This window comes from Mesorhizobium sp. M1050 (assembly GCF_040318715.1).
Taxonomy (GTDB): Bacteria; Pseudomonadota; Alphaproteobacteria; order Rhizobiales; family Rhizobiaceae; genus Mesorhizobium.
The window spans coordinates 1-13,889 of record NZ_JAMYMV010000112.1 but is presented as its reverse complement, the minus strand read 5'-3'; the positions used below and the strand labels follow the sequence as shown (position 1 = coordinate 13,889).

Annotated in this window: 9 protein-coding genes; 1 reads left to right on the top strand and 8 read right to left on the bottom strand. The window is 61.2% G+C overall.

Going from position 1 to position 13,889, the window contains the following annotated elements:
- Positions 1-78: 78 nt before the first annotated feature.
- From NKH57_RS31955 to NKH57_RS31935, 5 genes are all read right to left on the bottom strand, one after another.
- Positions 79-1,167, bottom strand: coding sequence for a diguanylate cyclase domain-containing protein (locus NKH57_RS31955; RefSeq protein ID WP_352950256.1), 1,089 nt, complete (start codon positions 1,165-1,167; stop codon positions 79-81).
- A gap of 323 nt (positions 1,168-1,490) precedes the next feature.
- Positions 1,491-2,570, bottom strand: a complete 1,080-nt coding sequence (locus NKH57_RS31950; protein ID WP_352950254.1) for a serine/threonine-protein kinase — start codon at positions 2,568-2,570, stop codon at positions 1,491-1,493.
- Positions 2,567-3,625 (bottom strand): serine/threonine-protein kinase, encoded by a 1,059-nt coding sequence (locus NKH57_RS31945; RefSeq protein ID WP_352950252.1) that lies wholly within the window; start codon positions 3,623-3,625, stop codon positions 2,567-2,569. Before NKH57_RS31945 ends, NKH57_RS31950 begins: the two co-directional genes overlap by 4 nt.
- Positions 3,618-4,736, bottom strand: coding sequence for a PP2C family protein-serine/threonine phosphatase (locus tag NKH57_RS31940; protein WP_352950250.1), 1,119 nt, complete (start codon positions 4,734-4,736; stop codon positions 3,618-3,620). The genes NKH57_RS31945 and NKH57_RS31940 overlap by 8 nt, the downstream gene beginning before the upstream one ends.
- A gap of 70 nt (positions 4,737-4,806) precedes the next feature.
- The gene (locus tag NKH57_RS31935) at positions 4,807-7,086 is read right to left on the bottom strand and encodes an NADP-dependent malic enzyme (protein ID WP_352950248.1); all 2,280 of its coding nucleotides are present in this window, start codon (positions 7,084-7,086) and stop codon (positions 4,807-4,809) included.
- A 213-nt stretch (positions 7,087-7,299) separates the two neighbouring features.
- Here NKH57_RS31935 and mutS point away from each other — a divergent pair, with 213 nt between their 5' ends.
- The gene (mutS, locus tag NKH57_RS31930; RefSeq protein ID WP_352950246.1) at positions 7,300-10,026 is read left to right on the top strand and encodes a DNA mismatch repair protein MutS; all 2,727 of its coding nucleotides are present in this window, start codon (positions 7,300-7,302) and stop codon (positions 10,024-10,026) included.
- Here the strand turns inward: mutS and NKH57_RS31925 are convergent, their stop codons facing one another.
- From NKH57_RS31925 to NKH57_RS31915, 3 genes are all read right to left on the bottom strand, one after another.
- Complete coding sequence (locus tag NKH57_RS31925) at positions 10,027-10,872, bottom strand: aldo/keto reductase (protein ID WP_352950244.1); 846 nt, start codon at positions 10,870-10,872, stop codon at positions 10,027-10,029.
- 86 nt (positions 10,873-10,958) lie between these two features.
- The gene (gene copM / locus NKH57_RS31920; protein WP_352950242.1) at positions 10,959-11,351 is read right to left on the bottom strand and encodes a CopM family metallochaperone; all 393 of its coding nucleotides are present in this window, start codon (positions 11,349-11,351) and stop codon (positions 10,959-10,961) included.
- A 43-nt stretch (positions 11,352-11,394) separates the two neighbouring features.
- On the bottom strand, positions 11,395-13,872 hold the full coding sequence (locus tag NKH57_RS31915) for a heavy metal translocating P-type ATPase (RefSeq protein ID WP_502907361.1): 2,478 nt from the start codon (positions 13,870-13,872) through the stop codon (positions 11,395-11,397).
- Positions 13,873-13,889 lie beyond the last annotated feature (17 nt).

Below are 13,889 nucleotides of genomic sequence, written 5' to 3'. Positions count from 1 at the left end.
CTTGCCCAGCATGAAGGTTGAATCAGATTTGCACGCCTAAGGGAATCCCACGCCGATTCAGCCTCAATTCATTCCGCTCTAGGCGGTCTTGCGAATCGGCTGGCGAGATCCGGACTGTTCTTGCGAAGTCAGTTCCCTGGCAGTGACCAATCGGTTGCGGCCATTTCTTTTGCCGATATACATCAGCCGGTCGGCGAGCGCGACCAAGGCATCCGAATCGGCGGCGTCCACAGGATACATGGCGATACCGACGGTGCAGCCGATCTGGATGGCGCTATCCGGCGCCGGGATTTTGATCTGCAGCCTTTCCAGGATGCGCTCGGCGACCCGCACCGCCTTTTGCCGCGCGAGATCCGGCTCTCCCGAAAACAGGAAGGCGAACTCATCGCCACCAAGCCGCGCCACGAAATCGTCACTGCGCAAGATGGAGCGAAGGTTCTTCGATACGCGCTGCAGCAGTGCGTCGCCGGCCTCGTGGCCGAGCGTGTCGTTGACTTGCTTGAACCGGTCGAGGTCGATGAACAGAAGACCGGCCGCCTCGCCGGTGGCGCCACAGCGGGCGACCACCGATTTCAGTTCATCGTGGAAGGCGCGCCGGTTGGGCAAGTCGGTCAATGCATCGTGGTTGGCCGAATGGTCGCTCTGCAGCTTCGCCAGTTCGATCTCCCGCTTTTGCACGGACAGTTCCTCGTTGGCTGCCTTCAGATCCAGCAGCAGCTGGGAATTGAGGTCCTCGACAACCTTGCGGTCGCTGATGTCGACGACGAAGCCTTCCAGGAATTCGAGTTTCCCGGTGTCGTCCCAGACACCGCCGCCGATCTCGCGCACCCATAGCGGTTCGCCGACCTGCGGGACGATGCGATAGTCGACGTTCCAGTTGCAGCGCGCCTCGAGCGCGCCGTCGACGGCGGCATAAACGGCGGCGAGATCATCCGGATGGATGGCCGAGACATAGTCGCGCACCGCGTTGTGAATGAAATCGCTCGGCCAATAACCGCTGACGGTGAAAATGCCGTCGCTGATGTAGAGCATGGTGTAGGACGCATCATTGCGACAGCGGTAGAGATAGCCGTCCATGCGGCCGGTGATGCTGAGAAGCGCATCCAGGCGTTCGTCCTGATAGGCCCCCTCGCCGACCACCGATGCTGGAACTCGATCATGCTTCATGGCCGCACCCCCGTTTTGGCGGTCTGAGCGAGCCGTAGATGCCATCACGGCACGTCGGCAGGACATCCCCTATATCAGCTGAATCTTATCAATCTCTTATGGGCAGAGGTGGGTTATCCGCACTTTGACCGATTCGACGTCACGCGACTGCCGGCACAGGGACTCGAGTCTGATCTTGTCTGCCACGCCCCACTCTAATCCTGTGAGGCGGCCAATAGCGGTGGCGTGGCGTTGATCGACCACCTCATGGCGCAGGATCTGCTGGCCAGCGGCCAGTTGGCGGATCTATCGTTCGACAACTGGTAGGCAGTAGCTGGCACCGCCTATTTCTTGGTGTTTAAGTAGACAATGGGAAACGCGCGGTCGTTGCCGAGCCCAGGAGCCCGAGCGAACCAAATTCGCTTTCCAACGGATACGCCTCCCCCGCCATAGAAATTAGCTTTGTGATACATTAAATCTTTGCCGTGGTCTGCGTGTATGAATCCAGTCGCACTATTATTAAGCTTGCTAATGACACCTAACTCATAGGGGTCCAAGGAGTAACACAGCGCCTCGCAATGTTTCACCAGCTCTTCCGCAGTTGGGCGTTTGGACGGATCTTTATTTAAACAACTAATTACTATTTCAAAAAGCTGCCTTCCAAGTTCCAGAAACTGGACAGGGCGAACTTGTTGAGGAAGCTCAGGCGCCACGGCATCAATTATCTTTGGTATCGACTTCAGACCAGTTCCAAAAGGCGGCGCTCCCGAGAGAAGCCGATATATTATAGCAGCAATTGACCACACATCAGATGGCATGGTTGCCACCTTGAAATCGTTTATGCTCTCCGGAGACATGTAGGGAATTGCTCCCAGGACGGTTTTTGATTGCGTTGTACCCTGAGACCCAGCCCAAGCGCCTATCTCATCTTCCGCCAATTTTGCTATACCAAAATCCGTGATTTTAGCTCCCTCAAATTTCCAGCCGCCCACGATCATAATGTTGCTTGGCTTGAGGTCACGATGAACAACTTTTGCTGAATGAGACGCGGCCAACCCCTTTGCCAGCTGATGCATCAACCTTGCACACGTAGTCGGCGGCAAGAATGGCAAGTAGATTGACATCACCGTCTCTAGATCAGCCCCGTGAACCAGTTCTTCCACCAAGAATGCTCGACCATCCGGTTCTTCAAGGTAATCCAATGTCTTAGCTACATTTTCTTGATTCACCTTTGCGCTTACAACTGCGGATTGCCTGAAACGCTTCGCGCCGGCATCATCCTTCGGGGTCTTGAGTGCAACCTCTCGGCCAAAGAGCTTATCTTCGGCAAGGTAAACATGCTGCATGCCCCCCGCGTTAATCCATGACTTCGTCTGGTATCGCCCTCCTATCGGAGGCGTGTCCGCCGTAAGTGGGCCATTCATAGGACAACCTCCGGATGAGAAACATCGGCAGTTATAGAGGTTCTGTACCCATTCGGGGCGCCAAGCACTATCACGGACGCGCCGATGAGTTTATCTCCAACAATCATCTGCTTATTATTTCGTCGTACATGCCCTGAAACGGCCGTAACCGAGAAGTCATACCCATCATATTTTAGGCTTACCGTATCAGAACCAACGGTTAACCTAACATTTCTCGACAGAGAACTCAAACTATGAACTTGTGCACCGTTTGTGATTAGCATCCTATGTTTATCAAACAATAGTTGTCGCGAAATTTCTAGTCTAACCTCTTCTGCACTCGGCCTATCCTTCGGATTTTTAGCGACCGTCCGATTCATAACTGCCACGATACTCGGCGGAAACACGATGCCCAGCGCGGCGAAATCACAACAAGGGAGCGTCGGCGGGACGTGGTACAATTCCGCCGGTATCTTGCCGCCACCAAGAAGCCACAGGGACGAAACCCCGATCGCGAACACGTCAACTGCGGTGGTGAAGTTGTGATTACCCGACGCATCAGTCTGAAATATCTCTGGCGCTGCGTACCCCTTTGTATAGTAGAGCACTTGCGTTTTCGCATCGGTTGCCAATTTCGCCAAACCGAAATCGAAGAGTTTAAGGACTCCGGCACCGTCAAATTTCATGTTCTCGGGCTTGAGGTCACGGTGCAGTCGGCTGTGGGCATGAACCTCTGCAATACCCGCGAACATCGGGTAAAGCGCCCTCAAAGCCGCCGTCATATCAATAGGCGCAGGGAGCGGCGCAAGGTCAGGGCCGTCAATGAACTCTTCGACAAGACCAACAATTTCACCGCCGTCATAGATGACGTCTAAGACCTGAACGACGTACTTAGATCGAATGGCTGAGAGGGCTGCCAGCTCATCCATCAAACGATGCTTTTCAATTCCCGGCTTAAGCCCCTTAATAACCACACGGCGCTGAAGATGAGAATCTTCGCACAGGCAGGTATCTGACATTCCGCCGCCAGCGAGCACCTTTAGTACTTTGACGTACCTTGGTGGCAGACTAATCATCCGAACTGCTCCCGTCACCTCCAAATTTGATACTAAGCTGAGGTCGCTGAGATTTAGGCTTTTCTTTGAAATCTTTTACTTTTTCACGCACGTTGCGTTTTGATCCAGCCCTGGGCTTCGGCTTGGAAGACTTTTCACGTTTTGGTGCTGGATGGCCACTAGCGACTCGCTTAATCGGGCTGTCTGTGGAGTCAGCCCCACCGCCTTGCAGCCAGATTTCGAGTGCACCTGAGGGACTCCAAACCATCAACGTTGATCCACTGTGAAACTGCGGCACGGGAGAAAAATCGGCCATTGATAGCGCGACGGCTGTAGCATTGTCTGCAACGTTGGTTGCGTCTGCGATGTAGGTGAGCCTCCTTACCGCATCGACAGCCCCACGAGTATTCCGAAAAATTCCCTCAAGGATCTTTCTCCCCAGACTGTGAGCTCCATCTGAGGTTAGCAAGAAGCGCTTTCTAACCTGCCCCTCGACAGGAAAAATGTGAGGATCAATAGAATCGCCGATTCCAATAAACTGCAGCAGGCGACTGTCGAGAGAGTCCTCGTCGGCCTGCGAACCTTTGACCACGCCTTCAATAGTATCGTCCCTAGTGAGAAGAACCAACCCATCAGTGTCGTCGACTGAATATAGGCGGCTATCTCCAACGTGGACTGCCCAACTATGACCTGTACCTAATGCAACCAAAGCTGTAAGTGTTGTACCTCCATTTCCGCCCAACTGGCGATAGACTGCATCATTGGCGTTTCGCACAGCAACGGAGATTACAGGCGGCGAGAGATTGTCAAGATTAGAAACCAGCGCTGCCAAAAACTCGCTAGTTGCAAGCGTGGCCGCAACGCCACCTTCCGCCATACCTCCCATCCCGTCGCAGACAACTCCTACCAAGGCAGCAGCACCGCTTTTAGAAACCATGTATGCGACAGCAGCACGGTCTTGGTTGTCTTCTCGAACCGGGCCTCGCAGCGATCCGATAGCCAGTCCAGGAGCCGACTGAGTGCTCCTTCCAGAAACACCACGTTCCAAAAAAAACTGAAGCCTCCTTGAAAGCTCTTGGTTCACAGTCGCCCCTTCGTTTCGGCCTGCGCTGATTTTGACATGGCTCCACATAGGCTGTCCAACAATCACATGCACTAGGGGACGGAAGCTTGCCCCCCAATTGCTCTCATAGAGCCATTTCTCAAGCCCCCGCCGTATAAGCCGCGATCGCCGCCATGTTGACGATATCGCTGTCCTTGGCGTTCAGAGACACTATCTGCACAGGCTTGTTCAGCCCGACCAGCAGCGGGCCGATCACCGTCGAGCCGCCGAGTTCCTGCAGCATCTTGGTCGAGATCGAGGCCGAGTGGAACGCCGGCATGATCAGCACATTGGCCGGACCGGTCAGCCGTATGAACGGGTATTGCGCCATGGCGCGGGCGTTGAGCGCGACATCGGCCGCCATTTCGCCGTCATATTCGAAATCGACGCGGCGCTTGTCGAGGATGCGCACGGCTTCCTGGACGCGTTCGGAGCGCTCGCCCTGCGGATGGCCGAAGGTCGAATAGGCAAGCATGGCAAGCCTCGGCTCATAGCCCATGCGGCGGGCGAAGCCTGCCGCCTCCTCGGCGATGTCGGCGATCTGCTCGGCGTTCGGCATATCGTGCACGGCGGTATCGGCGACCAGCACGGTCTTGCCCCGCGCCAGCACGATCGAGACGCCGATGACGCGGTGGCCGGGCCTGGCATCGATGACGCGACGGATGTCGTCGAGCGCGGTGGAATAGTTGCGGGTCACGCCCGTGACGATACCGTCGGCATCGCCCAACGCCACCATGCAGGCGGCGAAGTGGTTGCGGTCGTTGTTGATCAGTCGCTGGCAGTCGCGGAACAGGAAGCCTTTGCGCTGCATGCGTTCGTAGAGGTAATCGGTGTAGATGCCGTTGCGGCGCGACAGCCGTGCATTGATGATCTCGATGCCTTGCTTGTTGAGGTCGATACCGGCGAGCCTGGCGTTGTCCTTGATGACGTCGTCGCGACCAAGCAGGATGGCGGTGCCGAGCTTCTGGTTCACATAGGAGACGGCGGCGCGCATCACCTGTTCCTCCTCGCCCTCGGCGAAGACGATGCGCTTGGGCTGGCGGCGCACACGGTCGTAGATGCGCTGCAAGGTCGAGGCGATCGGGTCGCGGCGGGCTGACAGTTCCTGCGCGTAGCGGTCGAGATCGAGGATCGGCTTGCGAGCGACGCCTGAATCCATCGCCGCCTTGGCCACCGCTATCGGAATGGCCGAGATCAGGCGCGGGTCGAACGGCACCGGGATGATGTAGTTGGGGCCGAATTTCGGCCGGTTGCCCTGATAGGCAGCGGCGACGTCGTCGGGCACATCCTGGCGCGCAAGCGCCGCAAGCGCCTGGGCGGCGGCGATCTTCATGTCGTCATTGATGGTGGTGGCCCTGACATCCAGCGCACCGCGGAAGATGTAGGGGAAGCCGAGCACGTTGTTGACCTGGTTAGGATAGTCGGAACGCCCGGTCGCCATGATGGCGTCGGTCCGAATCTCGGCCACTTCCTCCGGTGTGATCTCCGGATCGGGATTGGCCATGGCGAAAATGATCGGGTTCTTGGCCATGGACCGCAACATTGCGGTGGTCAGCGCACCCTTGGCGGAAAGGCCAAGGAAGACATCGGCGCCGTCGAGCGCCTCGGCGAGGCTGCGTGCCTCGGTCTTGACCGCATGCGCCGATTTCCACTGGTTCATGCCTTCGGTGCGGCCTTGAAAGACCACGCCCTTGGTGTCGCACAAAATGATGTTTTCGGGCGTGAAGCCCATCGCCTTCATCAATTCGATGCAAGCGATGCCGGCGGCACCGGCGCCGTTGCAGACCATCTTCGTGGTCTTCATGTCGCGGCCGGTGACCTCCAGCGCGTTGATCAGGCCGGCGGACGAGATGATGGCCGTGCCGTGCTGATCGTCGTGAAAGACCGGGATGTCCATCAATTCGCGCAGCCGCTGCTCGATGATGAAACACTCAGGCGCCTTGATGTCCTCGAGATTGATGCCGCCGAAGGACGGGCCGAGGAAGCGCACGCAGTTGATGAACTCGTCGGCGTCCTCGGTATCGACCTCAAGATCGATGGAATCGACATCGGCGAAGCGCTTGAACAGCACCGCCTTGCCTTCCATCACCGGCTTGGAGGCCAGCGCGCCGAGATTACCGAGGCCGAGAATGGCAGTGCCGTTGGAGATGACGGCGACCATGTTGCCGCGCGTCGTGTAGTCGAAGGCGCGGCTGGGGTCCTCGGCGATGGCGAGAACCGGAACCGCGACACCAGGCGAATAGGCGAGGCTCAGATCGCGCTGCGTCGCCATCGGCTTGGTGGCGACGACTTCCAGCTTGCCGGGGCGGCCCATGGCGTGGAATTCGAGCGCTTCCTGCGCGCTGACGGACGGACCGTTGTTCTCGGTTTTCCTGGCCATGATGTGCTTGATTTCCTCGCCGGTGCAGCACCTCGTTGAGGCGGGTGCTTTGTTTCGATTCGAATTAAGACCACGCGCCGCCGCGTGTAAACCGCCAGCGCTTGGGAATCGCGGATCGTCCGGGAAATTGCGAACACCCGGCAGCCCGGTCGTCCCCTGTTTTTCGAAGCCCCGGCATTAAACCGCGCGATCACATCTGCTAGCGTGCCGTGCATGAACATGCATACTCCGAACGAGCCGGACGCCCCCGAGGCCATGACGCCGTTGCCGACCGCCGGCGCCACGCCGATGATAGAGCAGTTCATCGAGATCAAGGCGGCGAACCCGGATTCGCTGCTGTTCTACCGCATGGGCGATTTCTACGAGCTGTTCTTCGACGACGCCGAGAAGGCGAGCCGGGCGCTGGGCATCGTGCTGACCAAGCGCGGCAAGTATCAAGGGCTCGACATTCCAATGTGTGGCGTGCCGGTGCATGCGGCCGACGATTATCTGCAGAAGCTGATCGGCCAGGGATTTCGCGTTGCCGTCTGCGAGCAGATCGAGGATCCGGCCGAGGCGAAGAAACGCGGCTCGAAATCCGTGGTGCGCCGCGACGTGGTGCGGTTGGTGACGCCTGGCACCATCACCGAGGACAAATTGCTGGCACCGTCGGAATCGAGCTTTCTGATGGCCCTGGGGCGGGTGAAGGGTGGCGGGACCGATCACGCCTTTGCGCTGGCCTGGATCGACATCTCGACCGGCGCCTTCCGCGTCACCGACACAACCGCCGACCGGCTGCTGGCCGACATCTTCCGTGTCGATCCGCGTGAGCTGATCGTCGCCGAACCAGTGTTTTACGATCCGGAACTGAAGCCTGTGTTCGACGTGCTCGGCCGCGTCGCCAGCCCGCAGCCGCCGTCGCTGTTCGATTCGGCCTCGGCCACCGGGCGCATCGCTCGCTTCTTCGACGTGGCGACGCCGGATTCCTTTGGCGCCTTTTCGCGCGCCGAACTGTCGGCGATCTCGGGCGCCATTGCCTATGTCGAAAAGACGCAGAAGGCCGAGCGGCCACCGCTGTCGCGGCCGGAGCGTGAGGAGCAGGGTTCGACCCTGTTCATCGATCCGGCGACACGCGGCAATCTGGAACTGCTGCGCACGCTGTCCGGCAGCCGCGAGGGCTCGCTGTTCAAGGCGATCGACCGTACGGTGACCGGCGGCGGCGCAAGGCTGCTCGCCGACCGGCTGATGGCGCCGCTGACAGACCCTGCCGCGATCGGCGCCAGGCTGGATTCAGTGTCGTTCTTCCGCTCCGAAACGCGGCTCTGCCAGGCGGTGCGATCGAGCCTGAAGAGCGTTGCCGACATGCCGCGCGCACTGTCGAGGCTGGCGCTCAACCGGGGCGGACCGCGCGATCTCGGCGCACTACGCGCCGGTTTCGAAGCGGCCGGCGCGATCGCCGAGATCTTTGCCGCGACCGCCCTGCCCCAGGAGCTCACCGCGGCACTGGCCGCCATTCAGGCGCTGCCCCGAGCGCTGGCCCAGCATCTGACGCAGGCGCTTGGCGACGAGCTGCCGCTGCTCAAGCGCGATGGCGGCTTCGTGCGCGGCGGCTACCATGCCGATCTCGACGAGATGCGGGCGCTGCGCGACGAATCGCGAAAGGTGATCGCCGGGCTCGAGCGCTCGCTGATCGAAGAGACCGGCATCCGCTCGCTGAAGATCCGGCACAACAATGTGCTTGGCTACTACATCGAGGTGACCGCCAATCACCACGCGATCATGACCGGCAGCGACGGCGCCAAGGCGCGCTTCATCCACCGGCAGACCATGGCCAACGCCATGCGCTTCACCACGACCGAACTCGCCGAACTGGAGACCAAGATCGCCAATGCCGCAGACCGGGCGCTCAGCATCGAGCTAGCCGCCTTCGACGCGCTGACGGCGGAAGCGGTCGGCGAGGCGGAAAAGATCCGCGCCGGCGCCGATGCGCTGGCCGTGCTCGACGTGTCGGCGGCACTCGCGCTTTTGTCGGAAAGCGAAGCCTGGTGCCGGCCGGTGGTGGATTCGAGCTTGGCTTTCGAGATTACGGGCGGGCGGCATCCGGTGGTCGAGCAGGCGCTGCGCCGCTCCGGCGAAGGCCCGTTCGTCGCCAACGACTGCGATTTGTCGCCGGAAGGCAGTGCCAGGAACGGCGCGATCTGGCTTTTGACCGGCCCCAACATGGGCGGCAAGTCGACGTTCCTGAGGCAGAACGCGCTGATCGCCATCCTGGCCCAGACCGGCTCCTTCGTGCCGGCGACATCGGCACATGTGGGCGTCGTCGACCGGCTGTTCTCGCGCGTCGGCGCCTCGGACGATCTGGCGCGCGGCCGCTCGACCTTCATGGTCGAGATGGTCGAAACGGCGGCGATCCTCAACCAGGCCGGGGAGCGCGCGCTGGTCATCCTCGACGAGATCGGCCGCGGCACCGCCACTTTCGACGGCCTGTCGATCGCCTGGGCGGCCGTCGAATACCTGCACGAGAAAAACCGCTGCCGGGCAATCTTCGCCACCCATTTCCACGAGATGACGTCGCTCGCCGGCAAGCTGGCGCGATTGCACAACGTCACCATGCGGGTCAAGGAATGGGAAAACGACGTCGTCTTCCTGCACGAGGTCGGCAAGGGTGCGGCCGACCGCTCCTACGGCGTGCAGGTGGCGCGGCTGGCCGGCCTGCCGGAGGCGGTGGTCGACCGGGCCAAGGAAGTGCTGCACCAGCTCGAAGAAGGCGAGGTCTCAGGCAAGACCAACCGGCTGGTCGACGACCTGCCGCTGTTTTCGGTGGCGGTGAAGCGCGAAGCGCCGAAGCCGGTGAAAAGTGATGCGCTGGGTGCAGCGCTGGGCGAGATCAATCCTGACGAGATGACGCCAAGGGAGGCGCTGGAAGCGCTTTACCGGCTGAAGGGGCTGGCGGGCAAGTAGTCAGATCATCTCCAGGCCGCGCTTGCGCGTCGGCGGCGGGAAGGCGCGGTCGAGATCGGCGAGATCTTCGCCCGTAAGCTTGATGTCGAGTGCAGCGACATTCTGGCGGACGTGCTGCTGGCGGCTGGCTTTCGGAATGGCGATGACGCCCTCCTGGTGCATCACCCAGGCCAAGGCGATCTGTGCGGCCGTGGCGTTGTGGCGGGCGGCAATTGCGTCGAGCCGGGCATTGCGCGCCAGCGCGCCCTGCTCGACCGGCGAATAGGCCATCAAAGGGATGCCGCGCTGCCGACTCCAGGGGGCGAGATCGAATTCGAGGCCACGCCGGACCAGATTGTAGAGCACCTGGTTTGTCTGGACGTTGCCGCCATCTGGCAGGCCGACCAGCTCTTCCATCTCGTCGACGTCGAAATTGCTGACGCCCCAGTGGCGGATCTTGCCGTCCTTTTTCAAGGCCTCGAAGGCCGCGACCGTCTCGGTCAATGGCACGCCGCCGGGCCAATGCAGCAAATAAAGATCGATGCGGTCGGTGCGCAGGTGTTTCAGGCTGTTTTCGCAGGCGCGCTGCACGCCCTCGCGCGACGCGTTTGACGGTAGAACCTTTGAAACCAGGAAGGTCTCGTCGCGGCGCCCGGCAATAGCCTCGGCCACCACCTCCTCGGCGCGGCCGCCGGCATACATTTCAGCGGTGTCGATCAGTGTTATGCCGAGGTCGAGGCCGAGCTTGAGAGCATTCACTTCATCGGTGCGGCGGCTGATATCCTCACCCATCTTCCATGTCCCCTGACCAAGCACCTGAACGGCTTCGCCAGACGGCAGCTTGGTGGTTCTGATGATGGATGGCATGACAAGCTCCAGTGGGGCCGGATCGCATCACAGGCTGGGCGAGAAATCCAGAGGCGTTCTCGATTGCCGTGGCGATTGCCTGAAGCTTACTTCACCGGGTGGGCGGCGAGCCATGCCTGCATCTGCTTGATCTCGGCTTGCTGAGCCGCGATGACGCCTTCGGCGAGCTCGCGGATTTCCGGATCCTTGCCATTGGCAAGCACGACCTTGGCCATGTCGATCGCACCCTGATGATGTGGGATCATGCCCTTGACGAAATCGACGTCGGCATTGCCGGTGTACTCGGACGCCATCATGTCGGTGTGCATCTTGTCCATCGCCGCCCTGTAGCCTTCCGTCGAAGGGCTGGTCGCGTCCGTCGCCATGGCGCCCATGTCGTGTTTCATCTCTTCGCTCTGCGCCGGAACGCTTTCGAGGAAGACGGCAACCAGCATTCCGGCCGCCATCAGCAAAAGCACGATTTTCTTAGCCAAGGTCATTCATGGTCTCCTGTTGATTGCGTTTCGTATTTGGGGGCTTGGATCAGAGTTTCAATGTTCTGAGCCGTAGGGCGTTTGATATCACCGACACCGAGGACAGGCTCATCGCCGCCGCCGCCAGCATGGGCGACAAGAGCGTGCCAGTGAGCGGATAGAGCACGCCCGCAGCGACCGGCACGCCAAGCACGTTGTAGAGGAAGGCAAAGAACAGGTTCTGGCGGATGTTGCGGATCGTCGCCTGGGCCAGCGTGCGGGCCCGCACGATGCCATTGAGGTCGCCCTTGACCAAGGTGATGCCGGCGCTTTCGACGGCGACATCGGCGCCGGTGCCCATGGCGATGCCGACATCGGCAGCGGCAAGCGCGGGTGCGTCGTTGACGCCGTCGCCGGCCATGGCGACGCCCGCGCCTTTTGCGCGCAGTTCCTCGACGAGCCCTGCCTTCTGTTCCGGCAACAGGCCGGCGCGAACCTCGTCGATGCCGAGGCTCCTGGCAATGGCGTTGGCCGTACGCTCATTGTCGCCGGTCGCCATGATGATCCTCAGGCCGCTGCCATGCAGCGCCTTGATCGCCTCGGCTGTGGTCGTCTTGACCGGATCGGCGACAGCGACAATGCCGCCCAGTTTCTTGCCGACGGCGACGAACATCGCCGTCTTGCCTTCCGTCTGCAGCGTCTCGGCCTGAGCCGAGATGGATGCGGTGTCGATGCCGAGATCGGCCATCATCGCGGCGTTGCCGAGCGCGACCTTCTTTCCCGATACGGTGCCGGAGACGCCCTTGCCGGTGACCGCCTCGAAGCCGCTGGCATCGGCGACGGCTACGCCGCGCGCGGCGGCGCCTTCGACGATGGCTTCGGCCAGCGGATGCTCCGAGCCTTTTTCCAAGCCTGCGGCAAGCGCCAGCAATTCGTCTTCGGAAAAGCCCTTTGCCGCAACGACATCGGTTAGTTTCGGCCGGCCTTCGGTCAGCGTACCCGTCTTGTCGACGATCAGCGTGTCGACGGAGGCGAAGCGTTCGAGGGCTGCGGCTTCCTTGATCAGCACGCCGGCGTGCGCCCCGCGCCCGGTGGCTGTCATGATCGACATCGGCGTGGCGAGGCCGAGCGCACAAGGGCAAGCGATGATCAGCACCGACACCGCCGAGACGATGGCAAAGATCAGGCTGGGCTCGGGTCCAAACATGGCCCAGGCGCCGAAAGCGGCAATCGCGATGAGGACGACGGCCGGGACAAAGTAGAAGGAAACGCGATCGGCCAACCCCTGAATCGGGGCGCGCGAGCGTTGCGCCTTGGCGACGAGCTCGACGATGCGCGCCAGCGTCGTCTCGGAGCCGATCCGCTCGGCGCGCATGATCAGCGAACCGTTCTTGTTGAGCGTGCCGCCGATCAAGGCATCGCCTTCCGTCTTTTCGACCGGCAACGGCTCGCCCGTGATCATCGATTCGTCTATCGAGGAACGGCCCTCCAGCACGATGCCGTCGACCGGCACCGCGTCGCCTGGACGAATGCGCAGGCGATCGCCGGCCTTGACCGCGTCAAGCTGCACATCGCTTTCGGAACCGTCGGCGGCGATCAGCCGCGCGGTCTTGGGCGCGAGATCGAGCAAGGCACGGATTGCCGAGCCGGTCTTTTCACGCGCTCGCAATTCCAGCACCTGGCCAAGGAAGACCAGCGCGACGATGACGGCGGCAGCCTCGAAATAGACCGGAACGGCACCACCATGGCCGCGGAACTGATGCGGAAAAATGTCCGGAAACAGCGTCGCGACGACGCTGTAGAGATAGGCAGCACCTACGCCTAGCGAGATCAGGGTCCACATGTTGGGGCTGCGGTTGAGGATCGACTCCCAGCCGCGATGAAAGAAGGGCAGCGCCGCCCACAGCACGACGGGACTGGCCAATGCCAGCTCCAGCCAGACCATCGTCCGCTCGTCGATAAAGGCCTGGAACGTCAGGCCGAGCATCGGCGCCATGGCGACGATCAGCAACGGCACAGACAGTGCGGCACTGACCCAGAACCGCCTGGTGAAATCGACCAGTTCGGGATTTGGCCCTTCATCGCCTGTCGGCACGCCCATCGGCTCCAGCGCCATGCCGCAGATCGGGCAGGAGCCGGGCTTGTCGCGGATGATTTCGGGGTGCATCGGGCAGGTGTATTGCGTGCCCTTGGGCATCGCCTGGGGCGCCGGCCTGTCGCCTAGATATTTTTGCGGCTCCGCTTCGAATTTCGCCTGGCAGCCGGCGGAGCAGAAGTAGAAGCCACGGCCTTCGTGGCGGAGGAAGTGCCTGGCTGTCGCACGATCGACGCTCATGCCGCAGACCGGATCGGTGGCAGTCAGGAATTTTTCCGGCTCGGCGACGAACTTCGTGCGGCAGCCTTGACTGCAGAAATGATAGAGGTGGCCATCATGCTCGGGCGCCGGGGGGCCCGCGGCGCGGGCGGCGGGGCGTCCGCCGCCCCGCCCGCGGGCGGCGGGGGGGGGGGGGGGGGGGGGGGCGTAGTACACAACGTCCCAGCAGGCCACGTGCCGAGGGGGGGAGG

Coding starts and splice junctions, on each gene's coding strand:
- NKH57_RS31955 (WP_352950256.1), bottom strand. CDS start 1,167: ATGAAGCATGATCGAGTTCCAGCATCGGTGGTCGGCGAGGGGGCCTAT.
- NKH57_RS31950 (WP_352950254.1), bottom strand. CDS start 2,570: ATGAATGGCCCACTTACGGCGGACACGCCTCCGATAGGAGGGCGATAC.
- NKH57_RS31945 (WP_352950252.1), bottom strand. CDS start 3,625: ATGATTAGTCTGCCACCAAGGTACGTCAAAGTACTAAAGGTGCTCGCT.
- NKH57_RS31940 (WP_352950250.1), bottom strand. CDS start 4,736: ATGTGGAGCCATGTCAAAATCAGCGCAGGCCGAAACGAAGGGGCGACT.
- NKH57_RS31935 (WP_352950248.1), bottom strand. CDS start 7,086: ATGGCCAGGAAAACCGAGAACAACGGTCCGTCCGTCAGCGCGCAGGAA.
- mutS (WP_352950246.1), top strand. CDS start 7,300: ATGAACATGCATACTCCGAACGAGCCGGACGCCCCCGAGGCCATGACG.
- NKH57_RS31925 (WP_352950244.1), bottom strand. CDS start 10,872: ATGCCATCCATCATCAGAACCACCAAGCTGCCGTCTGGCGAAGCCGTT.
- copM (WP_352950242.1), bottom strand. CDS start 11,351: ATGACCTTGGCTAAGAAAATCGTGCTTTTGCTGATGGCGGCCGGAATG.